Source organism: Bradyrhizobium sp. IC3123 (genome assembly GCF_020193625.1).
In the GTDB taxonomy this organism is placed as follows: Bacteria; Pseudomonadota; Alphaproteobacteria; order Rhizobiales; family Xanthobacteraceae; genus Bradyrhizobium; species Bradyrhizobium yuanmingense.
In genome coordinates this window covers 1-22,931 of the sequence record NZ_JADYVF010000021.1, presented here as the reverse complement: position 1 = coordinate 22,931, position 22,931 = coordinate 1, and the positions used below count along the sequence as shown (strand labels likewise).

Below are 22,931 nucleotides of genomic sequence, written 5' to 3'. Positions count from 1 at the left end.
GTTATCTCGCTGGCCTCAGGAACTAGAGGTTAAATCACTCCGGCACATGGCCGCGCTTCAGGAAATAGTAGGGCGGTTTGGGTCGCCAAGGCCTGGATCGACCGGCTTGAGCGCGTGATCGAAGAGTTTGTCTCGGTACGGCTTCTCCCCGTCTGCGGGCGCTTCGAACATTGGGAGCTATCGACCTAATCGTCGCGATAACATTCAACACCGAGCTTGGGAGGCGGGTGTTTTTGAGAGTTTTGGTCGCATCATGCATTATCGCCGTGTGATGCCCGGCGAGCTAACGGCGGGACTGTCCGTCAGGTCGCCGGATCACTAGGGCGGCCGACGGCCGCGTCCGGGAGCTGGTGGGCGAGATCGCCTGGATGCCTATCGACAATGTCTAAGATCGGGTAGACAAGGTTGCCCGCGCTGCTAGACGTCAGCGCACGTGTACCACGTGGGGGACCCTCGAGCAGACATCAGGCGTACGGTGGAAAAGGGCTACTTGCCTTCTACGTTGCGGGAGCCCACCGAGGTTGAAAGGGAACAAAACTTGTCTACGGCTCGGGACCATTCTTCATTTGACGTCGCGTTCGTTAAAGCCCTGCATCATTCCATCGTCCCTCACCTCAAGTCGTCTAGGTCGACTGAGCAGCTGTCCACAGGGACGAGTAGCTGATGGCGCGTCGTTTTATAGTCCATAAGGTCGCCGGAAAGCCCGGCCCGGATGATCTGATCCACAGCGACAGGCGCCGAATTGGACCAGTAGGTCACCTGCAGGTTGGGATCATCATAAGAAAGCAAGACGCACGGGACAAACGAGAGACCAAGCGCGTTTGCACAGAAGTAGCGATGATGACCGTCCATGATGACAGAGTGACGGTGCTCGACCAAAATAGGTCGCTTCCAACGTTTCTCCTTCCCGATTATATTCGTCAGTTTACGCGCATCTTCAATGTTGATTTGCTCTGTCGGTCGCAATTGCCTGACAGGCAGTTTGATTACGGCGTAATTCGATACGGGATTGGCCGTTGCGCACATTCTTTTGTCCCTGATTCTTTGTACACCTTGCGCATTCAGACGACTGAAATGCACCAGCAGCTCGCGACAAAGGCTCGCCTGTGACTCGTGTACGGACAACAAGCACGTACCATGCCAAACGCATCAAAGCGTTGGGTGAAGATTGTCGTATGGAACACCTCGCATCACCCAGCCGAAACACTTCGCTGCATCGACGCTCGCATGGGGATCGGGACAACAGGGCTTTGCTTGATGGGTGCCAAGCGAGCCACCGAGCTACGTGCGGTCGCCGCGCCTCTACTGAATCGCTTTGCCGGGATCGCTTAAGCTTGGCGATAGATCAATTCTCAGCTCCAGTTACGTTCGGCTTTGGAGGACCTCGATGGAGCCATTGCGGCTCTCGAGCTAGCGAAAGATCGGGCCAGAAACGCATGCGCGAAGAGAGCTGCTGAACGCAGGCCAGCCGTAATCAACCACCGGGTACATGCCCGCGTCCAGCCGAACTGCTGATGCGGGCTTATCTGAGGCGCTCAACGCCAACTCTCGGTTCACGCTTTGGTAGCGGTTTCGTTCGATGCAGTCGCGCCAATCGAACGAACACTTCTGCCACACTTTTTGCTAGTTATCTGCTTCTACCATAAGGCCAAATAGTGCATCCCCAATCGACGTAAGCGTTGGAAAGCGCCGGAAGCTGACGATGCCTGCTGCAGCAAAAGTGAGTTCAAGCGGTTGCGCGAGCGGGTCATCTAAGCGATAGATGCATCCAGCCTTTTGACCGACGGCAACCTGGTCGCCGGGCCTCACATGAGGTTCGAAAAGACCATCAGTAGGCGAATAGATTGTACTTGTTGGCCCGAGTGATCTCGCGAGCCGAACCGGCGGCGCCTCTGGAGCGATAATATCGGGCGCGATACCGTAGTCACGCAGCACGCGGCGAAGGCCGCTTTCGGCGATTGCGAGGCCAACTCTTGATATCGTTGGACCGCTGCCGAGCTCCGTCGTCAATGCTGGAATGCCCTGCTGTTCGGCGAACCCATAGAGTGTGCCGCTTGCTCCGCCTCCCGCTCTGTCCGTAAGGATGCCATAGGGCGCACCGAAACTCCTCAAAAGACAGCGGATTTTTTCGGCTTCGCCGTCGGTGCGCCCGGGTCGGGCCAGCGCCACAGGCAAGTATTCGAGCGATGTCCCGCCCGAATGCAGATCAATGATAAGATCGGCGCGAGGAAACAGTTCCGTGGCTACATAATGTGCGATCATGGCCGTTGGGCCGCCATCAGGCATACCAGGAAAAACGCGATTGAGGTTGCTTCCATCGAGGGGCGAGTTGCGATGGCCCGCGGCGACCGCGGGCCTGTTGAGAGCGGGCAGGATGATGACCCGACCCTGGAGATTGGTACTCGTAAGTTCTCGTGCTAGCTTGCGAAGTGCGACTTGGCCTTCATACTCGTCCCCATGGGTACCCGCAGTAAATAGGGCCGTTGGCCCGTCAGCACCTTTGAAGCAAAGCATCGGGATAGGGATCCAACCATAGGCGGAGGTGTCCGAGGAGTATGGAACGCGCGCGAAATCGGATTGCATTCCGTCCGCATCAAAATTGATAGTAGTCCACACGCGGGTTCTCATAGATCTTACACCTTTGGTTGACAAACGGCACTCGAGCACGGACGCTTGCGGTTTCGATGCAACTCTCCCTCAGACGCCTTTCAACCCAGATAGGAGAAGCTCTCTCAACGACAGAATAGGACAAACGATGATCAACAGAGCTGCTCCTCGTGATTGCGGCGCGGTCCCCGCAAGTATGGCGTAAGTCACGCATGATCTCGAGCTCGAGGACCCAGACATAGGTTCATCCAAAACATCGGTTTGGTAAGGTATACGCCCCTTTCCAACACGTTCTTGTCCTCGCCAAACATCGCGATGCCCTTTTTACGCTCGGACGGATGCAGAACTTGGAGCGTCATCGGATGCTTTTGCTCTCAATGCTGGGGCAAACGTCCCTCCTAATCGGCAGCAAGAGCTGCGCCTGCATCGGCTCTCCGCGAGCGAGCTCAGCACATCGTTATATGCGCGCCACGCCCATGCCCACATTCGCTGAGGCAAGCTATGAAGCATGTTACCCCTTCACGAGATCAAGCAGCAAAGTCATCCGGCTTTAAGGCTTAAGCCGGCAGGAGGCTGACCGATAATCAGCCTACTCAAGTTCTCTCGCCCAGTCGGCCTTCATGACGATCCTCTCAACCTGTCTCAAGACCATTATCCTCGCGAGTTTCCCACCTCGATGCATTCGCGCCTACTGAAGATAAGCAGCGACGCATTATCGAATGGGGATGCGTGCCCAGCTACCGTTGCCTTACGTGTCATTCCCAAAGAGCCACTTGTCCAATTGGGCAGCGACTGTTGGATCTAGCAAGCTACGCTTTTCCATCCAGTCATCGTCGAAAATCGTGCTCAGATATTTTTCACCGCCATCAACGACCAAGCTTACGACCGTACCGGTCAGCTTGCCTGCGTCGATGAACTCCAAGGCTTTGTAGATAGCGCCGCCGGACGACCCGCCGACTAAAAGCCCTTTGCGCCGAGCGATGTAGCGCGCCGTCTCGAAAGCGTGAGCATCGGTCACCTGGACGCCCTCGTCGATGCAGCCATAGTCCAGGACGTTGCCGACCTGGTCACCAGTAGGCATGCCGGTCCCTGATTGATAATAGGGGTGCGCGGGTCTTCCGAAAATGATCGATCCGGCCGGCTCCACGCCGATTGTGCGCACCGTCGACTTATGGCGCTTGAGCCGTTGCGCAATACCTGTCATGGACCCGCCGGTCCCAACGCATCCGACAAACGCGTCGATGCCCTGAGGAATTTGCGTGATCAGCTCTTCGACGAGAGTTGCATAGCCGTCCGGATTTGCAGGATTGTTCGATTGGTTCATGAATAGCGCGCCGCTAAGCTCTGAGGCAAGCCGTTCCGCTAGGCGCTGCCTCGCGACGACGGCGACTTCGTCTTCCGCAAACTCGCCTTCGACGTAGCGGATCTCGGCGCCGAGCGCCCGCATCATCCGGACTTTATCGGGGGCCGCATGGTGATCTACCACCGCGATGAAGTGCAGGCCAAAGTCCAATGCGGAGAGAGCTAAACCTATACCCGTATTGCCGGAAGAGGACTCAACGATGGTGCCGCCAGGAGCGAGTCGCCCATCCTGGAGCGCAGCCATAACCATGCTTCGCGCCATGCGGTCCTTCATCGAACCGCCCGGATTGTTTTTTTCGATTTTTAGCATCAAACGGGCATCACGATTGGGAATGTCAACTGACATTACCGGCGTCTGCCCGATCAATTGAGTTACGGTCTTGTGCAGCATAGCATGCCTTTTTGATGCTTCTGTAATGAGTGGACCGCCGTTGTGCGCCTCCTCCGCGGAGCGGGCGGGCCTCAGGTTGTGGTAGATTTTCTGCTTCGAGATGACCATCTGGTGACGACCTCGACTGGCGAGTTAAGCTAGTCTCCAATTTGTGGCTCGGGACGAGGATCAGAAATTTGCTGGAACATTCTCCACCGAGCATTCTATGACCGAATCGCGAAAACCATGCAGGCTTCACTCAGAGAAGACGTGCCGCGAATGCCACGCCGCCCGAGGGACTAATCGAGAACAAGGCACTCTTACCCTCCCGGACGGATCTCATGTTTAAGAATGTTTTGAAGGCCGCTTGGGCCGTAGTGAGTAGCGCCCGTGTCCCGAAACCCCGACTCCAGATAAACAGCTCTAGCTGTCACATTGCGTACGTTGACGCCGAGCATGAGACTGCCGATAGAAGGACGGTTCCTAGAGATCCATCGAGCAGCAAGTTCAATCGCTGCTTTACCGTATCCATTCCTTTGGCATGATCGGTCCACGCAAAGGGTGTGCAAGGTCATGGCATTTGGGAGCGCCCATTCGGGCAATGCCGCTCTTTCACGCAGAACAAAGAAGCCAACGGTCTTCTCGCAGACCTCAATCGAGAACGCGTGCTCAAAACCGGGACATGCGCTATTTCGAAGCTCCGAAAACACTAAATCCAATGGGTCCACAAAGTCTTCTTGCTCGGGCTCCACCCTCAGGTGGGCGACCAGCGGGTAATCAAGATGAGACAGGCTTTTCAGCGCCGCGCGCATGCTAACTCTCCGTATCAGCGTCGATTCAGGCCCTTGCTGAAGAAAACGAATGAATAGCTCCGACACAACGTCGATCTGCGTTGGTAGCTCCTCGAGCTCCGACGAGAGACTCACAAAACTCGTGCCAACAAGCGCAAGAGCGCCGAGATCGGATTAGAATTGACAATTCAACGGCTTAGATGAGTGGCAGCAAGAGGCGAGGTGCTGGTAGTCTCTTGTCGCGAACTCGACAAACCCAACAGCGTCGATTGTCCTGCGTTCGGCGGTAGTATCGCTGTGGTCTCGGTACGTAGGTCGAGCGCATGGACCTACGGGTTGCGTAGATCCAAACCGGTTGCCCGAAACTGCTGGTTTTGCTTCTGTGAATTGATTTCAAGAGCAACGTCTGGCGCACCGAACGAAGCGCCAATTCCAAAACTGGTGGGGTGGTCGTTCCAAGATCAAAATCTAAGATAAGTCGCACGGGATCTAAGATGAGTCACGTTTTCACTAGCGTCTGTTGAACGCACCTCAGCTCCAGAACTGCAGCTCCGGAATGGGCAAGGACGCCATATCGCAATGACGGCCGCATATGACGCCGTTACGGCACGTGTTGCCGGGTGGACAATGATTGTCGACAAAGCGTCGGCAATTTACGCTTGGAGTCGTGGTAGGAGAGAGCCCGGACGTCGTTCCGGCGCAATATCGGGCGGTCGTGGCTCACCGGCCCAATCTGGCGTGGCGGCGGATTGTCATTGTCTTCCTCTAGTATGCTGCGTCAGAACGATTGATCAAGGGGTCTGCTCGCTGAGCGGCTCGGCGCGATTGGAACGAGGCCAAGTACAATAAGCTTCTGAGGCTTTATCGCACCCCGCGAAATCGACGGCGCCGACCAGAGGAGTTTCAGCTCTGCTGCAATCCGCACGTGCTTGCATGATTGATCCGTAAAGGAGCGTCGCCGCCTCTCACAGGCAAGTTCGAAGAAGCCAGTCGATCCATCGAGCGAGGTCTGACAAAGGGCACTTGATGTTGGCGCGGCGGCGGACGGCTGAGTTGATGATCTGCACATAGCTCTGACGAACATGAGTCTAGATATCTTGCCACTTGCCTCGATACGACTAGATTGGTTGAGCCGAGATGTATTAATCCTCGGGGGCATCGTGGGAGATGCGCCATTTGCCTCTCCTTTCATTGTCGAGAGTCTCTGGTCCTGCGCATCCGTGCACGTACAAGCTCTTCTATGCCAAGCTCACCCTGCCCTACCAGATTGCGTACGGCAGCTCTGCTTGCCGCGTCAATGCCGCTCTTCAAAAACGGCCTTTACGATGGTTAGGTCGGTCGTGTGTGGCGTTATTGACGTTGCAACGTTTTCACCAGCCCTTCAAGATCTGCCCACAGCTGGTCAATGTTTTCCAAGCCAATGCTAATCCGCAGATAGGTTGTTGAGGCGCTTGAAGCCATAACATCGCGGTCACTGGCGATGATCATTGGGGCCACAAGGCTGCGGGTCCCGCCCCAAGAGGCTCCTATGGCGAATGTCTGGAGACCATCTAACGCGCGATTGATACCTTCTGAAGAAACGCCGTCCACTTGGAGGCTGAAAACACCGGAACTGCCCTTGAAATCACGCTGCCAGATTTCATGATTAGGAAACCCAGGCAGGCAAGGGTGTAGCACCGGGAAGTTCCAACTTTGAGCCAATTGGAGGGCAAATTCTTCTGAAAGTTTGCCAACGTGTCGCAATCGGAGGCTCATTGTCTGCATGCCGCGCAGGGCAAGAGAACATTCGTCGGGCGACACGCCGATACCAAGTGACCCCAATGTGAGTCGTGCACGCTGGTAGAGGTCCATATTACGGAAAATAATCACGCCCAACAGAATATCGGAATGCCCACCAACATATTTCGTGAGTGCTTCCGCAACTATATCAACGCCCAGGTCCAAAGGTTTGCACAATAGTCCCGTTGCCCAGGTGTTGTCACATCCAAGGAGCGCGCCGTTTTCCTTGCTCAAGCGAGCAATAGCGGGAATGTCGCAGATCTCCATGGTGGTCGATCCGGGGGACTCGATCCACACGAGCCGCGTGCGTCGGGAGCGAAGCCGCGCCTCGAGTTCTGTGAGCCGAGTAGGATCGAAGAACTCTGTCTCTATACCTAGATCGCCAAGTATCTTGCGCGTGAATTGCTTTACAGGCGGATAAACGTTATCCGTTACGAGCAGAAGATCGCCGTTTTTGACCACGCTTAATATGGCGGCTGAGATCGCAGCTTGACCAGACGGCACAATGATTGCCCGCTCCGCATTGTGCATGGCGGACAGCTGCCGCTCCAAAGTCCGTGTGGTCGGCGTCCCCGACAGTCCATAGGTGTAACCATCTGGTGCACGAGTAGCCCGGCCGCGATAAGAGGCTGCGTCCGGAAATACAATTGTCGATCCCCGATAGACGGGAATGGCAAGACTCGCGAAGCCTTCAAGCGGTGTTTCAGGCGGAATAACGCAAAGCGTCTCATCTAAACGGGTGTTCTTGCGCATCTTGCCGTCTCATAGATCTTTCGTGAGGAATTCCCGCGTCCCGCTCGTGGGGAGCTCCAGAGATTCGCGGGAAAACTCACCATGATAACGGCCACCCGCGGCAGTCTCCAAAACTCTTTTCTTTAGTGGCGATCACTCATCACGCCATCCCGTGCGAACTTACGAATAAACATCGAGAACTTCTCACACCATTGTCGGATCAAGAGCGCTGCAGTGGGCTCGCCTAGCAACATAGGTCCTCGCTTCCTGGCAGCCGTGCACAATCGCCCTCCTGCTTCTGGCCATCTGGCAGCGTGCCGGGACATTCTGTCAACGCGATCAGTCAAGCTCCAGAGAAGCCATGACGCTTCGATGCATTTCAGCCTTTGTTTGCTATCCCGTTTGATGCAGATCGGGGCAAGTGAGATATTGCCCAGCACGGATTGGTAAGCTTGCCAGCCAAGGGGGCTGTAGCGTTCTACATGGAGAAGGCAAGGGCTTGTGTCCAACGCTCAACGATCACCTTCATGAGTTCGCATAGATCCAGTCAGTGCTGATCAAGGCCGCGCAATCGCGCGGTCTGAGTAAAACATTTCGAACTTTTGACTCTTTCGCAGACCCGATACGCTGCGATGGCGACACGTCTTTTCTTGCACTCAAGAGAGTTATGCTAATTAGTAGAAGGATTCAGAATTCTTGGCCATATTTTCCAAGAGCTGCGGCGGTGTAAACCGATCACCGTACGTAGCTTCGAGCTTGCGGCAGCGCTCAACAAACCTGTCCGCGCCTACGAGGTCGATATATGATAGTACGCCGCCGGTAAACGGTGGATAGCCGAAGCCTAAAATTGAGCCGACATCGGCGTCGCGCGGATCGGTTATGATGCATTCGTCGATCGCGCGCGCAGCTTCCACCGATTGCACAATCAAGAACCGCTGGCTCAACTCCCCTGTATCAACCCTGTCGGAATCAATATGCCTTGGTTGCAGATTGGCAAGACCCTGCCAAAGATGCTTTTTTCCGTTGCCTTTCTCAGGATAATCGTAAAAGCCACGGCCGTTTTTTCGTCCAAATCGACCCTGGTTCTCGACTAGCTCTACCATCAGTTTCTTTTGGCCTGGGTCGATCGCGTTTGGGCCCAAATCGGCTTCTGTCGCTTTCATAATCTGCAAGCGAAGGTCGAGAGCAACTTCATCAGCTAACGAGAGCGGTCCTATCGGCATGCCTGCCATCTTGGCGCAGTTCTCGATCGCAGCCGGAGGCACCCCCTCCAGAAACATCTCTATTCCTTCAGAGACATAGCGCCGCACGCAGCGATTAGCGAAAAACCCGCGGGAATCTTTTACGAGTATCGGGGTCTTCCCGATCTGGGCAACGTAGTCTAGGGCGGTGGCAAGCGCGAGCTTGCCTGTGTTTTTGCCTAGAATAACCTCGACCAGCCTCATCTTTTCAGCGGGCGAGAAGAAATGAAGGCCAACGAATATGCCCTGATTCCCGAAGGTTTCGGCCAGAGAACTGATCGGCAGCGACGAAGTGTTCGAGGCGAAAATAGCACCGTCCTTCAGAAGCGGCTGTGCCTTGGCATACACGTCGGCCTTGGACTTCCGGTCCTCAAATACCGACTCGATGACCAGATCGCATTGCGGAAGCGCCGCATAATCAGTGGCTGCCGTGATGCGCGAGAGCGCTTCGTCGCGCTCATTTTCGTTGGCACGCCCCTTCCGAATTAGATCGTCGAACGCAGATTTTGCGTACGCTTTGGCTTTAATCGCGCTCTGTTGGTGCCGGGTAATTAGAACCACTTCGATTCCGGCGCGCGCCGAAACGTAACCAATGCTTGCACCCATGAAACCAGCGCCAATGACAGCCAGCTTTCTGACCTTGCTGGGCGGCACGTCCTGCGGACGGCAACGCCCTTGCTCCAGTTCGCGCATCGAGATTTGACTGCGAATCATAGCCCGAGCTTCCTTGGACCGTAGGACGCTCGTAAAATATCGCGACTCCACGCGCAGCGCCGCGTCGATTGGCAGCTGTAAGCCTTCATAGACACAGCTCATTACTGCGCGGGAGGCAGGATAATTGTCGTAAGTGTCGCGCCGATAGAGCGCATTGGCAGCCCGAAACGCCGATTTGCCTGCCGGCGAATATATCGGCCCAGCGGGGAACCTAAATCCCTGCTTATCCCAAGGTGAAACCGCGTCGCCGCTCCCTTTTATCCAGTCTTTCGCCCTCTTGATCAGATCGGCCGCCGGCACCACCGCATCGATCAGCTTCAGTGCTTTGGCGCGCGGCAGGTTCACGGGCTGGCCTTTTAGCAAGATCTGAATCGCGTCTTCCAAAGCTACGATGCGAGGCACACGCTGGGTCCCACCAGCGCCTTGGAGCAGACCAATCTTTATCTCGGGAAAACCAACCTGCGTTACCGGGTTATCGGCCGCAACGCGATAATGGCAGCATAGCGTCAGTTCAAATCCGCAGCCTAGCGCGGTCCCATTGATGGCAGCCACCCAGGGCTTGCCCGACGTCTCGATCGACCGAAAGGCGAGCGACAATCGACGGCTTCGATTAAACAGCATCTGGGTCGCGGCAAGCTCCCCCTCTTCCTCCATCGCCTTGATGTATTCCCTATTCGTGCTTTCGAGCAACGGGAGATCGCCTCCCGCGCAGAAGTTCTCCTTGCCCGAGGTGATAACAACGCCCTTCACCGAGTCGTCCGCTATGATCTCCTTAACAATCTGCTCGAGTTCGCTAGTCGAAGTCTCGTCCAGCACGTTGGTCGAACGACCGAGATTGCTCCAAGTCACGAGAGCTACGCCATCCGAGGCGACTTCAACTTGAAAGTTCTGAAAAATCATATGCTGCTCCTGCCGCCTTGCCTTCACACCCGTTCGATGATTGTGGCAGTCCCCATGCCGCCGCCAACACATAGGGTCACTAGGGCGGTTTCTTTATTGCTGCGTTCGAGCTCGTCGAGCACGGTGCCTAAGATCATCGCGCCGGTGGCGCCTAGTGGATGGCCAAGCGCAATCGCGCCACCATTGACATTGATCTTGTCGTGATCGATCTCGAACGCTTCGATATAGCGCAAGACGACTGAAGCGAACGCCTCATTGACCTCAAAGAGATCAATGTCCGACTTATTCATGCCGGCGCGTGCGAACAATTTATTTGTGACATCGACTGGACCGGTTAACATGATCGCGGGCTCCGAACCGATACTGGCGAAAGCTCTTATTTTTGCGCGCGCCCTGAGCCCGTGTTTCACACCGCACTTTTTGCTCCCGAGTAACACTGCTGCAGCGCCATCGACGATGCCCGACGAGTTGCCGGCGTGGTGCACATGGTTGATGCTCTCAAGTTCGGGGTGTGACTGAATGGCGACGGCGTCGAAGCTGCCCGTTTGCCCACCTTCCTCAAAAGCCGGTTTGAGCTGTGCCAAAGACTCCAGAGTTGTGTTTGGGCGAATGTGCTCGTCCCTGTCCAAGAGCGAAAGCCCGTTGATATCTTGTACCGGCACGACCGATTTGTTGAAACGACCCAGCTCCCATGCTTTTGCTGCCCGCTGCTGGCTCTGCACGGCATAGCTATCAACCTGGTTGCGCGAAAAGCCATACTTCGTTGCGATCAAATCTGCCGACAGTCCCTGCGGCATGAAATAGATGGGTATTGCCACGGTGGGATCCATCGACGAGGCGCCGCCGGATGAGCCCATGCCAACCCGACTCATAGATTCAGCGCCGCCGCCGATGACGAGTTCATGCTGACCGCTCATAATCTGGGCGGCTGCAAAATTCACGGCATCAAGACCTGAAGCGCAGAACCGATTAATCTGTACGCCGGCTACTGCATCGCCGAGCCCAGCCTTGAGCGCCGCGAACCGAGCGATGTCGCCACCGGCTTCGCCTATGGGATCGACGACGCCGAGGATAACATCGTCGATCATATCGCAAGCAATGTTGTTCCGCCGCCTAAGTGCGTTGAGTGGCACGGAGGCTAGCCGAAGTGCGGTTACCTCATGTAGCGCGCCGTCCGGCTTTCCACGACCTCGTGGAGTACGAACGTGATCATAGATGAATGCCTCAGGCATGATACCTCACCTAAAATGGGACCAATATCGGACAGCGGATTTCAAGGTGGCTTGCCGGGCGAAACAGCCATCGGCGGTCAGTATCCATGCGTCCGCCAGGCTCCGATACCGCGACGCAGGAATACACTCCGGGCGATGCACCTCTCCGGACTTCTGCCACCCCAATGTCATGCGACTTGAGAAACGATCTCTCTAAGCGGAAGGTACTTCTCTTTAACATAAGGACGCACCTGACCAACTGATATTCTGCACGGGCTTCTATCTCTCGTCCTCTCGTACTTAAGGCTAGCTCGGAAACTAAGAGCACTGCGCTTTGCGCGTGCTAATGCGCTAGGCCACTCTCAGTGTCGTTACCCCTCAATTGCGACGTACAGCAATAGTCATGCCAAGACTGATCCAGCGTGTGGACCTGACGACCTTACACTATCTGGCTTCGCGGAAAGAATTTTCACTTACCGCCGTTCCAGATCCCTTGTCGAATACCGAACAACGATGCGCCGAATGTCGTATGTTTCTCTTGACTGTCGCTCCCGCTTACAGAGCGCAGCTCCACTCATTGAAAGTAAGCGGTACGAGAGGGCCACGGACTTGGCGCGGACGGCCTACGTGCCACGCTTGAAGCGTATAGGCACCCAGAACTGCCACAGGGCCTCGACGGTTGCTGGAATGTCGCGCCAGGCGTTTTGGACAATGGGTTGTGTTCCCAGTGTGCGCCGGGCCGGGGGCAGCAAGGGCCGACCGGCGTCATCGATGCAATGGACCAGGATCGGCCGCAGCATAAGGTGTTCGGTTCCGTTCTGGGAGAGAAGCCGCGACCAGACGAGAAGCCGAAGCTTCATGACGGCGTAGAAGCCCATGCACCAAGGCTGCGGGTCGACGTCGCCGTCCGGCGATCGCACGAACAGCGGCTCGAAGCTCTCCGGTCTCGTCGACAGCGTCTCGCTGATCGCGTTGTGGCGCATCAGCGTGGCAGCGATCGCCGAGAACCCCTCGGTGTTGTGATTGAAGGCGTCGGGATCGACGCCGAGGAGTGGGCACACCCATTCCTCGGAGGCCATCGAGACCGGCCCGGCGACGACAGCGGCCACTGCGCCGTCGAGCATAGAGAGCGACGTCGCTCGCGGATGCCGAAGCGTCGGCGACCTGGCGCGCTCGCTCATCCATTGCCCGAGCCGCTCGAATGACATGGCATAGTCCGCCATCGTCGTCTTGACCGGCTTACGCGTTACTCGCCGTTGCTTCCGCTTCGTCATGCCACGGCACGCTTTTCGGCTTCGCGCGCGGCCTTCCAGTTCCAGGCCAGAAGTTCGTGAAGCTGGTGGGTCTTCGTGGCGCCGCTCACCATGCGTTCGAGAACGTCGACGAGATAGGCCTCGGGGTCGAGGCCATTCAATTTCGCCGTGTTAAGAAGCGAAGAGAGTACCGCCCATGTCTCGCCCCCGCCTTCCGAAGAGGCTGCATAATGCAGGGATTCCGGGCAACGAAGTTCGAGTAACATATCCATTCCATCCTGACGCTGGCCGAGACCTGGTCGTGCTCGGCGAACAAATCCACGATGCCACCGCCACTTCACGGTTCGCCGCGAGAACGGCCGCCTCCATCTTCTGCCGGCATGGATGACGGAGCTCAAAGCAGCATCGGCTAAAATTGTAGCTGATCCGTGTCTCCCGGTGGATCGACTTCTTGAGCTTCGCATGTTCCTTGACGTCCTCGTAGCCTCGCGTTGGGAGGAATCGCCTCCCGTCGAGGGAGGAGCCCATGTCCAAGACGATGCAAAAAAGGCGGCAACCGGATCTGTTCGCGACGGCGCGAGCAGAGCATCTGCCTCAGGTGGTGCAAGCCGAGGCCGCAAAGTTGCTGTCGCTTCTGCTAAACGAAGCTGTCGCAAAGGCGCCCGCAGCGCCAGCCCAGTCAGGTCAGGAGGCGGGTCATGACGAAGATCTCCGCCCTGGCGCGTAGCGCCGTGGTTTACGTTCGACAGTCATCGGTCGATCAGGTCGTACACAACCTGGAGAGCCAACGTAGGCAATACGGCCTTGAGGCTCGCGCCCGTGCACTCGGCTGGAGCGAAGTCGAGGTTATTGATGATGACCTTGGCAAATCTGGTGGCGGCACTGCAAGACGTGGATTTGAGCGGTTGTTGGCGCTAATCTGCGAGGGCCGCGTCGGCGCAGTATTTTCGATCGAGGCTTCCCGCCTCGCTCGAAACGGTCGAGACTGGCGCACGTTGTTGGAGTTTTGCGGCTTGGTCGGCACGCTCATTGTCGATGAAGATGGCGTCTATGATTCGCGGTCGATCAACGATCGATTGCTGTTGGGGATGAGGGGAACGATGAGCGAGCTGGAACTCAGCGTCATTCGACAGCGATCAGTTGAAGCCGTCAAACAAAAGGCTCGGCGCGGCGAGCACTTCACGACGGTCGCCATCGGGTACGTGAAGACGAAAGATGACCGAATCGAGAAAAACCCGGACGTACGTGTCCACGAGGCGCAGGATCTCGTCTTTAGGAAATTTGTGGAGTTGCAATCGATCCGGCAGGTCTTGCTCTGGTTGACCCAGGAGAAGATCGCGCTACCCTTCGCCGTTGGAGGTTCGAGCGATCCGAAAATCGAATGGCGTACGCCAAGCTACACGACCTTGAATCACATGCTCACCAACCCTGTTTATGCCGGTGCGTACGCGTTCGGACGACGGGGTGTCAGGACGACGATTGAGAACGGCCGGAGGAAGGTGAAGCGAAATCCCCAACGAGATTGGAAAGCCTGGGACGTGCTGCTCCGCGACCATCACGAGGGCTATATCTCCTGGGATGAGTTTGTTCGAAACCAGCGGCTCATTGCGGACAATGCCAACGGCAAGAGCTATCTGGGTCGAGGAGCCGTCCGACGCGGCGAAGCACTTCTCCCTGGGCTTCTGCGCTGCGCGCGATGTGGTCGGCGGTTATACGTTCAGTATTCTGGTAGAGGCGGTGACACGCAGAGATATGTCTGCCGCGGAGACTTCAACAAAGCGGCCGTCGCAGCCTGTCTTGGCTTCGGTGGAATGCGCCTCGATCGGATGGTGGCGCGAGAGGTGCTGGAGCGGCTTCAACCGCTTGGCGTTGAGGCTGCGCTAAATGCAATGAAAACTCAGGGCGCCGAACAGTCGGAAAAATTGCGTCAGCTCCAAAGGTCTCTCGAACAGGCGCACTACGAAGCGAACCGGGCGTATCGCCGATACGACGCGGTCGACCCCGACAATCGTCACGCCGCTAGTGAACTTGAGCGTCGCTGGAACGAGCGCATCCAAGCTGCACGTGTGATTGAACGAGAAATCGAGGGCTTGACCAGTTCGCCTTCTCCTGGACTCAGCGCCGGCGATCGCAAAGCGCTGCTCACACTCGGGGACGATCTGATCCGAGCCTGGCAACGCCCCGGTGTTACGTCCGAGATCAAGAAGAAAATCCTACGCACAGTTCTGTCGGAAACCGTTGTCGACGTGGATCAGGACAATGAGCATCTTGACCTCGTCATCCACTGGCAAGGTGGCGATCACACCCGCCTGAAGGCTAAGAAGAACCGTGTCGGCGTGACGCGTTGGACGACCGACACCGAGGTAGTGGATCTTGTACGCGTGCTTGCACGTCAAATGCCTGACTACGCAATCGCTGCCTTGCTCAGTCGCTCCGGAAAAACAACCGCGCACGGGGCGTCCTGGACGAGGACCAGCGTATGTTCATTGCGCAGAACCCGAGAGATCGCCCCTTATCGTGAAGGAGAACGTCGGGATCGAGGTGAGCTCTCGTTAATCGAGGCAGCGGAGATGCTCGACGTCAGTCCGTCAACGATACGTCGCATGATCATTGAGGGACGATTGCCCGCGGAGCATTTATGCAAGGGCTCGACATGGATCATCAAACAATCTGATCTCACGCAACCAGATGTGCGCCAAGATGCCTCTCGCAGGCGATCGCGCCGTCCGCCGTCTTGCGACGCCAACCAGAAATGCCTTCAACTCTAGGGAGATAGGCAGATGGTAGTATGAAGCACCCTCGTCGCTGCCGCTGAACAACGAGTTGCGTCTTCGATCGGGCGCATGGAACGCTCAACCGTGTTGCTGTCCGGCTCGATCCGCCCGTCATCCAGGAACGCCATCAGTCCCTGCCAACGTTCGAGCATGTAATCGATCGCCTTGATGAGCGTCGAGCGGCGGGAGATCCCGTCCTTCACCGCGATCAGACGAGCCTTCAACGCCTCCATGAGCGGCTTCGTCTCGGCCTGTCGCGCCGCGCGGCGTTCCCCGGCGCCGAGACCGCGGATCCTCTCCTCGATCGCGTAGACGGCCGCAACGCGCTCGATGACCTCCGCGGCGAAGGGTGAGTTCGTCGTCTTGTGCACCCTCAGGAAGTTGCCGCGCGCGTGAACGAGACAATACGCCAGCTGGATCTGGCCCGACACCTTCGCATCGCCGGCCAGCGAGGCGTAGGCCGCATAGCCGTCGACTTGCAGCACGCCTTCGAAGCCGGCCACCTGCGCCACGATCTCCTTCTTGCCGCGATCGCCTGCGAACACATAGGCGACCGCGGGCGGCGCCGGACCCTTCCACGCCCGATCGTCCGTCGCATGCGCCCAGAACTGGCAGATCCTCGTGCGGCCGCGTCCCGGGTCGAGCACCGACATCGGCGTCTCATCCAGAACAGCCGCTCGAAGCCGTGCATGGTCTTCAGTTGCAGATCGTAGAGTCCCCTGACCAGCCACGCCGCGCTCTCCATCCAGCGCGCCAGCGTCTGACGGTCGACGACGACACCCTGGCCCGCCAGGATCTGCGTCTGGCGGTAGAGCGTCGATTGCCAGGCATATTTGGCCGCGGCGATATGCGCGATCAGCGCCGTCGTCGCCATGCCGCCCTCGACCAGCCGCGCCGGTGCCGGGGCCTGGACAATCGGGCCCTCACAGGCCCGGCAGGCATATTTGGGACGGATCGTGCGGAGTACACGCAACCACGCGGGAACCCGATCGAGCGCTTCGCTGCTCTCCTCGCCGATCCGATGCATCTGTCCCGTGCAGCACGGGCACAGCGTGGACGTCGGCTCGATCACCCGCTCGACCCGGGGCAGATGCGCCGGTAGCGCGCCGATGTTGCGCCTGGGTTTGCGCCGCTTCGGTCTCCGCGCGTCCGGTTTGTCGTCATTGGCCGGAGGCCGCGCGCCCGCAGTCCGTTCCAGATCGAGCGCGATCTGTTCGGCGCAGACGATCGCCGAGCGCTCCGATCGCGCGCCGAAGATCAGGCTCTTCAACGTGGCGATCTCTGCGCGCAGATCGTCGTTCTCGCCTTCGAAAGCCAGCACCATCTCGGCGAGAGCCGCAGGGTCAGAGGGGAGATCTTCAGGGCGAAGCGCCATATCGCAGAGCTACACGAACACACTCGCAATCGCCAGCAAAACAAGACGATTCAGGCAACTTTCGTCGGCCGGTTCGTCACCTTCGGGACCACACGCGACCACTCCGCAAGACCTTCGATCAGCATCGCCATTTGTGCCCCCGTCACCGGCATCGTACCCTCGCGAACAGGTGGCCAGGCGAAGCCCCATTCTCAAGCCACTTCGTCGCTAGAACCATTCCCGAGCCGTCAAAAACCAAAAGCTTCAAACGATCCGATCGCTTCGATCGGAAGACATACACGTCGCCGCTATAGGGCTTGCCGCCTAATCCCTCCGCTACCAGCGCGACCAGGCCATGAAGCCTTTGCGAAAGTCAATCGGCTGCGTCGCGACGAACACACGGACCATTGGACCGAACGAGATCATCGCGTCTACCTTACCGCCGCCAGCACGCGCTCCAACGTCGCGGCGTCGACGCCGACGCGCACGCGCACCGTCGCGCCCGCGATCATCACCTCGATCCGCTCGGCCGGACTCACCAGAACATGCGCCTTATCGATCGCGTTCGGCTGCGCCTCGACGGCGGCGCCGAGCCTGACCTGCACGAACTGCGGCGCTTCGCTCGACGCGAGCCGCGCCTGGCGCGCCGCCACACACTGAGCAGTCCCCGGTTGACCCCGTTGCGTCGCGCCACCTCGGAAATGCCCGTCTCCGGATCGGCGCTCTCGGCCACGATCCGCGTCTTCTCCGCATCGCTCCAACTGCGCCGTCGCCTCTCCCCCGTGATCACTTCGATCCGCTGATAGGAGACGGCATCATGCCTGTCTTGATGTCTGTCTTGATGCATGGAATGAGCGTCCCTCACGTTGTCTATCCACGCACGAGTCTCGCTCGTCTCGCCCACCTAAACGAGGTGGGGTCGTCGTACCGCTATCCATTGAAATGTTCGAGAGTGTGTTGAAAGATCCCACACTCGTTGAACAGATCTACCGCGAGCCAATAGCCTTACGCTTTTCACAAATTAGAACGGGCGCTCATATGTCCGGTTCTTGCGCTCGGCAATCTGCAGCCGCTGGCCGTTACGACATCTGCGAAACAAAGGAGCTAATACAAATTTTTGCGCTTGAGTGGATCAGAGGAAATAGCTTCACTCGGTTCGGGATTTCGCGCCATGGGTCACCAACACTTCACCTTGTCATCTGCCGGCCCGCGCCCGTTAGATCGTTTTAATGTCACTGCGTTATCGCTGTGATCGCCAGTGAGCCAGGCGCCGATAATTCGGCCATTGTTCAGGGGCGCCCATATAATCTGCGGCCGTCTTAATCGGAACGAAGCGCATTTTCTTCCGGGCCACAGGTTCGCTAACGCCACCGCGTCCGTCATCCGCCTTGCCGGGTTGGGGAAGGGTTTAGCATCGCGGAATGAGCCGCATCTCATGCCGAGAGCTGCGATTTCGGGCGCCCGATAGTGGGCGCTACCGCATGGTTCCATCCCCATGCCTGACGCCTAAGCAGAAATCCAGTGCGGGAGACCGGCTTGGTTGCAAAACGGGGCGACAGATCAGCCGCTAGCTTGTCATCGGAGCACGTAACGTCATCCGATACACACAGGCCGCTCCCTCGACGGTGGCCGTAAGTGTGCGGGGAAAATGAAAGCACGATGGAAAACAGCGGAGCTGGGAATCGAGAAAGTTGCAGGATCTTTAAGCGCAACGACCGGCCCGTTAATGAGATCAGCACCGTATTTCCCGGACCCGTTGTTGTTGAGCAGACCGGCAATATGCGTTAGCTTTGAAGAACACGGTTTGCATATGTGTCGAGCGTATTGTCGCGCGCATTTGGTCGGCGGCGCTGGAGCGCCGAGGTCCACGAGGGACGGATCGCGGAAGCCTTTGTTTGCGGTGCGATCGTCTCTGACTTCGCGCGGCACCGCGCTCTGTCACCGCAGCATTTGGCGACCTGGCGCAAGGCTTGTGCGACGACTTGTTTGCGTTGTCGGGACACATCGAGCAGCCTATGGCGAGAAAGGCCGGCTTGAGCAGTCGCGATCAAGACTGGACAACACTTGGAGCTCGCACAAGAACGCGTCGCGCCATTGTTGATCGACGACCAATGGAACGCGCTATGGCTGTAGCCGCTTCCACGGGCCGGAGAGCTGGCTCTGGAAATCTGGACAGGGCGATAAGTGGAATTTCTGCCTGACGGCGGGCAAGATTGTCCCGTGAATCAGGAGAGACGATGAGCAGACGAGTCCGCCGGCACCACGCACCGGCATTCAAGGCCAAGGTAGCGTTACCGCGATCAAGGGCGAGATGGCGCTGGCCCAGCTGGCTGAGCATTTCGACGTGCACCCGAACCAGATCACGCAGTGGAAGTCCCAGCTTCAGGAAGCGGCGGCCGAGGTATTTGGTGCTGGCGGCGGCAACAGAACGAGCGAGCCGGCGGTAGACGTGAAAACGCTGCACGCCAAGATCGGGGAGCTGACGCTGGAGAACGATTTATAGAAGGCGCGCTCAGCAAAGCCGGCCTGCTGAGCCAAAGCGATGTGCTGTGGGGAAGCATGAGCCCAAGCGGCGGTGACCTGCTGTCAACTGGCAGGGTGACGTAGCCCGCAGGTAAAGGGAATTGAGGTGAAACCGTTACACCGAGATGGTTCCCGAGGCTGAGTATCGGAAGGTTGAGGAACACGAACCGGTTTATCCGCGTCTGTGGGCTGAAATGTCGCCTCCGCCTACACGGTTTAACAGGCGGAATGCTGAATGGTGTCGATGGAAATGTAGCCGGAGACACTCGAACGCGAGCGTAGATGTATGGCGTCTTGCGTGGGCCGAGGGGGAGAACATAGCCAGACCGAGGCAACGGCATCGACTTGCGGCAAGCAAGGGAAAAGACTGCGACCGGCAATCTCACCGATACGCTGGAGTCCGACATATGAACGAGGGAAGGCATGAGCGGAATGACAAGGGAGTTGACTCCAATGTCCGTCATGCTGGCAGAGCTTCCGTAGTAGTCCGAGGCCGGGAAAGCCGGCCACATGGCGAAGGGGAGCAGCTTGAGTTGCTTGGAGTGCACGTGATCTGACCCAACGAGGTGAAGACCTTTGATAATCAGTGAAATGCAGCACAAGCTCGCGACATGGGCCTCAGCCGATCAAACCCGTCGGTTTGATCGATTGCTCAGGCTCATCACCGACAGGAATTGGCTTGCCGAAGCGGCCCGGATCGTACTTGCGTCGAGCGGCGCGGGCACACCGGGCCTTGACGGAATGGACAAGCGACGTCTTGCAGCTCATCTGGAGCATCATCTGGAGCGGCTGCGCGTGGCCTTGCTGGACGGCAGCTATCGACCGACGCCAGTCAAGCGAATCCATATCCCGAAGGCCAATGGCAAGCTGAGACCATTGGGTATACCGATCCTGCTGGACCGCATCGTCCAGCGGGCGATGCTGATGGCCATGGAGCCGATCTGGGAGAGCGACTTCCACTCCGGCTCCTACGGCTTCCGTCCTGAACGCAGTGTTCATCATGCGGTTCGCACAGTTAGGATGCAGTTGCAGGATGGCTCTGACTCGAAGGGCCGCTGGATCATCGAAGGCGATCTGGCGAGCTACTTCGACACCGTCCATCATCGGCTGCTCCTGAAATGCGTGCGTCGTCGCATCAGGGATCTGCGATTCATCGATCTGCTTTGGCGAATCCTCAAAGCCGGTCACGTTGACCGTGGCTTGTTCTCCGCAGCGAGTGAAGGCGTTCCGCAAGGTGGCGTTCTGTCGCCGCTCCTGTCCAACATCATGCTCCATGAGTTTGACCGCTGGCTGGAGGCGAAATACCTGAACAAGAAAGCGAGGAAAGATCGCTGGGCGTGGAACTTCGGCATTCAACAGGGGCGTCCGATCACGGTTCGAGAGAACCGTGAGTGGAAACCTGCCGTAGCCTATTGTCGCTATGCCGATGACTTCGTCGTCATTGTCAAAGGGACGAAGGCCCATGCCGAGGCCATCCGCGAGGAATGCCGTGCCTTTCTGGAAGGCAAGCTGAAGTTGACGCTGAATATGGACAAAACCCATATCACCCACGTCAATGACGGCTTCGTCTTTCTGGGGCACCGGATCATTCGCAAGCGGGGATCACACGGACGAATGGCGGTCGTCACGACCATACCCAAAGAGAAGGCCAAGGCATTTACTCACAAAGTGTCGAAGGCCCTCTCCGGTGAGCATGATCTTGCCAAGGTCGACATGGTGGACCGCCTGAACCGCCAATTGCGGGGCTGGGCGGCGTTCTACAAATACACGGACTTCACCGCGACCACGTTCCGACACATCGATCACGTTGTGTTCTGGAAAATGGCGCATTGGCTGGCGAGGAAGTACCGGAGTCGCATCAAACCACTGATGCGGAATTGGTACCGACCGCCGGCCGCTGGGCAAGCCAAGACCTGGTTTGTCCACGGGGTCAGTGAACGAGGCCATCATGTCGGGAAAGCACTGCATCGATTGGTGTCCAGTCCAAAGGGGCAGTTCCGATGGAGAACTCCGGAGGCAAATCCCTACATCTTCAGGGATGAGCCCCGGAAGACCATCACCTCGCGATATCGAGATGTCGCAATGGCCATGGGCCAGACTTGAGTGGAGAGCCGTATGCGCTGAAAGGTGCCCGTACGGTTCGGGGAGGAGAAGCGCCTATGCGCTTCTTACTCCATCCCCGATGGCGCGCGGCTTCGTCTATCTCGCGGCGGTGCTTGTTTGGTTCAGCCGCCGGGTGCTGTCGTGGCGCGTCTCGATCACGATGGAAGCCGCATTCTGCATCGAGACGCTGGAGGACGCTATCGCTTGCCACGGTAAGCGGGAAATCTTCAATACCGATGACCTTGCCCCCCAAGTTTTACCCAGTCCTGAGTTCGCCCCGGCTGTTGGATTTGCCCGGTTGGGCGGTGGCAGCGGCGCGAGCTGGCGCGGAGCCCTCGGCATAGCGCAGCGCCAGCTCCCGGCGCGGGTGGCAGGTGAAGGCGAACTCGGACGGCGTCTTCCATCTGAGCTGCGGGTGTGGTAGTGCCTCGTTGTAATCGGTCCGCCAGCATCGGAGCGCGACGCGGGCCTGGGCCAACGACGTGAACAGCGTCTCGTTCAATAGTTCATCGCGCAACCGGCCGTTGAAGTTTCGATGAAGGCATTCTGCATGGGCTTGCCCGGCGCGATGTAGTGCCATGCCACGCGGCTCTGATCAGCCCATGTCAGGATGGCGTTGCTGGTGAGCTCGCTGCCGTTGTCGCTAACCACCATCTTCGGCTTGCCGGGCTCCATCACCAGCCTGTCCAGCTCCCGCGCCACCCGGGTGCCCGAGAGCGAGGTGTAGGCTACCAGCGCCAGGCACTCGCGGGTGCAGTCGTCGACCACGGTGAGGATACGGAAGCGGCGACCATCGGTGAGCTGATCCGATGCGAAGTCGAGCGACCAGCGGTCGTTCGGCGCCATCGGCAACGTCATCGGCGCCCGGGTCCCGATCGCCCCTTGCGGCCGCCACGACGACGCACCGCAAGCTTCTCTTCGCGGTAGAGCCGGAACAGCTTCTTGTGGTTGATCACATAGCCCTACCGCTTGAGCAGAACGTGGAGGCGCCGATAGCCAAAGCGCGGCGCTCCTGCGCGATCACCCTCATGCGTTGGCGAAGGCCGGCATCGTCCGCCCGGATCGTCTGGTATCTCATGGTCATGCGACGGCAGCCGATGACTTTACACGCCCGCAGTTCGCTCATCCCGAAGGCTCCACGGAGATGGGCGACAGCTTTCCGCTTGGCCGCTTGCGTCACCATTAATGGGATGGTCCGCACCGTCCTCCTCCCTCAT

15 protein-coding genes and 6 pseudogenes are annotated in these 22,931 nt (G+C 58.0%); 7 read left to right on the top strand and 14 right to left on the bottom strand.

Annotated elements, in window-relative coordinates; genetic code table 11:
* The first annotated feature begins 663 nt into the window (after positions 1 to 663).
* Positions 664 to 1,110 carry a hypothetical protein gene (locus tag I6F20_RS35090; RefSeq protein ID WP_225130612.1) on the top strand — a complete coding sequence of 149 codons (447 nt, stop codon included), beginning with the start codon at positions 664 to 666 and terminating at the stop codon, positions 1,108 to 1,110.
* A gap of 513 nt (positions 1,111 to 1,623) precedes the next feature.
* On the opposite strand, the gene I6F20_RS35085 is transcribed toward I6F20_RS35090, so the two are convergent.
* From I6F20_RS35085 to I6F20_RS35050, 8 genes are all read right to left on the bottom strand, one after another.
* A complete protein-coding gene (locus I6F20_RS35085) occupies positions 1,624 to 2,583 on the bottom strand; it encodes a succinylglutamate desuccinylase/aspartoacylase family protein (RefSeq protein ID WP_225130610.1) in 960 nt (319 codons plus the stop codon).
* Between the two features lie 772 nt (positions 2,584 to 3,355).
* Entirely contained in the window at positions 3,356 to 4,360 is a 1,005-nt protein-coding gene (locus I6F20_RS35080; protein ID WP_306469177.1) for a cysteine synthase family protein, read from the bottom strand.
* A 299-nt stretch (positions 4,361 to 4,659) separates the two neighbouring features.
* Positions 4,660 to 5,151: a GNAT family N-acetyltransferase gene (locus tag I6F20_RS35075; RefSeq protein ID WP_225130606.1), complete on the bottom strand. Its 492-nt coding sequence runs from the start codon at positions 5,149 to 5,151 to the stop codon at positions 4,660 to 4,662.
* Positions 5,152 to 6,480: 1,329 nt separating this feature from the next.
* Entirely contained in the window at positions 6,481 to 7,662 is a 1,182-nt protein-coding gene (locus tag I6F20_RS35070; RefSeq protein ID WP_225130604.1) for a trans-sulfuration enzyme family protein, read from the bottom strand.
* A 653-nt stretch (positions 7,663 to 8,315) separates the two neighbouring features.
* Complete coding sequence (locus I6F20_RS35065; RefSeq protein WP_225130593.1) at positions 8,316 to 10,496, bottom strand: 3-hydroxyacyl-CoA dehydrogenase NAD-binding domain-containing protein; 2,181 nt, start codon at positions 10,494 to 10,496, stop codon at positions 8,316 to 8,318.
* A 23-nt stretch (positions 10,497 to 10,519) separates the two neighbouring features.
* Positions 10,520 to 11,728 carry an acetyl-CoA C-acetyltransferase gene (locus tag I6F20_RS35060; protein WP_225130591.1) on the bottom strand — a complete coding sequence of 403 codons (1,209 nt, stop codon included), beginning with the start codon at positions 11,726 to 11,728 and terminating at the stop codon, positions 10,520 to 10,522.
* 602 nt (positions 11,729 to 12,330) lie between these two features.
* On the bottom strand, positions 12,331 to 12,930 hold the full coding sequence (locus I6F20_RS35055; RefSeq protein ID WP_225130589.1) for a UPF0149 family protein: 600 nt from the start codon (positions 12,928 to 12,930) through the stop codon (positions 12,331 to 12,333).
* A 47-nt stretch (positions 12,931 to 12,977) separates the two neighbouring features.
* Entirely contained in the window at positions 12,978 to 13,226 is a 249-nt protein-coding gene (locus tag I6F20_RS35050; RefSeq protein ID WP_463671684.1) for a transposase domain-containing protein, read from the bottom strand.
* A 260-nt stretch (positions 13,227 to 13,486) separates the two neighbouring features.
* On the opposite strand from I6F20_RS35050, the gene I6F20_RS35045 reads away from it, so the two are divergent.
* Together I6F20_RS35045 and I6F20_RS35040 are read left to right on the top strand one after the other, a co-directional pair.
* Positions 13,487 to 13,687, top strand: coding sequence for a hypothetical protein (locus I6F20_RS35045; protein WP_225130587.1), 201 nt, complete (start codon positions 13,487 to 13,489; stop codon positions 13,685 to 13,687).
* Positions 13,659 to 15,728 carry a recombinase family protein gene (locus I6F20_RS35040; protein WP_225130585.1) on the top strand — a complete coding sequence of 690 codons (2,070 nt, stop codon included), beginning with the start codon at positions 13,659 to 13,661 and terminating at the stop codon, positions 15,726 to 15,728. Before I6F20_RS35045 ends, I6F20_RS35040 begins: the two co-directional genes overlap by 29 nt.
* Here I6F20_RS35040 and I6F20_RS38095 read toward each other — a convergent pair.
* From I6F20_RS38095 to I6F20_RS38260, 5 genes and pseudogenes are all read right to left on the bottom strand, one after another.
* Positions 15,725 to 16,387 carry an IS66 family transposase gene (locus tag I6F20_RS38095; protein ID WP_275945349.1) on the bottom strand — a complete coding sequence of 221 codons (663 nt, stop codon included), beginning with the start codon at positions 16,385 to 16,387 and terminating at the stop codon, positions 15,725 to 15,727. The two genes, I6F20_RS35040 and I6F20_RS38095, sit on opposite strands and share 4 nt — an antisense overlap.
* A gap of 95 nt (positions 16,388 to 16,482) precedes the next feature.
* Positions 16,483 to 17,058: pseudogene (locus I6F20_RS38090) on the bottom strand (transposase domain-containing protein); the annotation flags it as partial.
* 101 nt (positions 17,059 to 17,159) lie between these two features.
* Positions 17,160 to 17,514: pseudogene (gene tnpB / locus I6F20_RS35030) on the bottom strand (IS66 family insertion sequence element accessory protein TnpB).
* A gap of 5 nt (positions 17,515 to 17,519) precedes the next feature.
* Positions 17,520 to 17,741, bottom strand: a complete 222-nt coding sequence (locus tag I6F20_RS38265) for a hypothetical protein (RefSeq protein ID WP_225130730.1) — start codon at positions 17,739 to 17,741, stop codon at positions 17,520 to 17,522.
* A gap of 23 nt (positions 17,742 to 17,764) precedes the next feature.
* A pseudogene (locus I6F20_RS38260) lies at positions 17,765 to 17,935 on the bottom strand (transposase); the annotation flags it as partial.
* A gap of 965 nt (positions 17,936 to 18,900) precedes the next feature.
* Here I6F20_RS38260 and I6F20_RS38540 point away from each other — a divergent pair.
* From I6F20_RS38540 to I6F20_RS35000, 4 genes and pseudogenes are all read left to right on the top strand, one after another.
* Positions 18,901 to 19,125, top strand: a complete 225-nt coding sequence (locus I6F20_RS38540; RefSeq protein ID WP_225130583.1) for a transposase — start codon at positions 18,901 to 18,903, stop codon at positions 19,123 to 19,125.
* 200 nt (positions 19,126 to 19,325) lie between these two features.
* Positions 19,326 to 19,652, top strand: a pseudogene (locus I6F20_RS35010) (transposase); the annotation flags it as partial.
* A gap of 550 nt (positions 19,653 to 20,202) precedes the next feature.
* Entirely contained in the window at positions 20,203 to 21,714 is a 1,512-nt protein-coding gene (ltrA, locus tag I6F20_RS35005) for a group II intron reverse transcriptase/maturase (RefSeq protein ID WP_225130581.1), read from the top strand.
* A gap of 64 nt (positions 21,715 to 21,778) precedes the next feature.
* A pseudogene (locus tag I6F20_RS35000) lies at positions 21,779 to 21,952 on the top strand (IS3 family transposase); the annotation flags it as partial.
* Positions 21,953 to 21,970: 18 nt separating this feature from the next.
* On the opposite strand, the pseudogene I6F20_RS34995 reads toward I6F20_RS35000, so the two are convergent.
* A pseudogene (locus I6F20_RS34995) lies at positions 21,971 to 22,897 on the bottom strand (IS3 family transposase); the annotation flags it as partial.
* Positions 22,898 to 22,931: the final 34 nt, after the last annotated feature.

Excerpts from the sequence above, each read along its gene's own strand:
- I6F20_RS35090 (WP_225130612.1), top strand. The coding sequence starts at position 664 with ATGGCGCGTCGTTTTATAGTCCATAAGGTCGCCGGAAAGCCCGGCCCG.
- I6F20_RS35085 (WP_225130610.1), bottom strand. The coding sequence starts at position 2,583 with ATGCAATCCGATTTCGCGCGCGTTCCATACTCCTCGGACACCTCCGCC.
- I6F20_RS35080 (WP_306469177.1), bottom strand. The coding sequence starts at position 4,360 with ATGCTGCACAAGACCGTAACTCAATTGATCGGGCAGACGCCGGTAATG.
- I6F20_RS35075 (WP_225130606.1), bottom strand. The coding sequence starts at position 5,151 with ATGCGCGCGGCGCTGAAAAGCCTGTCTCATCTTGATTACCCGCTGGTC.
- I6F20_RS35070 (WP_225130604.1), bottom strand. The coding sequence starts at position 7,662 with ATGCGCAAGAACACCCGTTTAGATGAGACGCTTTGCGTTATTCCGCCT.
- I6F20_RS35065 (WP_225130593.1), bottom strand. The coding sequence starts at position 10,496 with ATGATTTTTCAGAACTTTCAAGTTGAAGTCGCCTCGGATGGCGTAGCT.
- I6F20_RS35060 (WP_225130591.1), bottom strand. The coding sequence starts at position 11,728 with ATGCCTGAGGCATTCATCTATGATCACGTTCGTACTCCACGAGGTCGT.
- I6F20_RS35055 (WP_225130589.1), bottom strand. The coding sequence starts at position 12,930 with ATGGCGGACTATGCCATGTCATTCGAGCGGCTCGGGCAATGGATGAGC.
- I6F20_RS35050 (WP_463671684.1), bottom strand. The coding sequence starts at position 13,226 with ATGTTACTCGAACTTCGTTGCCCGGAATCCCTGCATTATGCAGCCTCT.
- I6F20_RS35045 (WP_225130587.1), top strand. The coding sequence starts at position 13,487 with ATGTCCAAGACGATGCAAAAAAGGCGGCAACCGGATCTGTTCGCGACG.
- I6F20_RS35040 (WP_225130585.1), top strand. The coding sequence starts at position 13,659 with ATGACGAAGATCTCCGCCCTGGCGCGTAGCGCCGTGGTTTACGTTCGA.
- I6F20_RS38095 (WP_275945349.1), bottom strand. The coding sequence starts at position 16,387 with ATGTCGGTGCTCGACCCGGGACGCGGCCGCACGAGGATCTGCCAGTTC.
- ltrA (WP_225130581.1), top strand. The coding sequence starts at position 20,203 with ATGCAGCACAAGCTCGCGACATGGGCCTCAGCCGATCAAACCCGTCGG.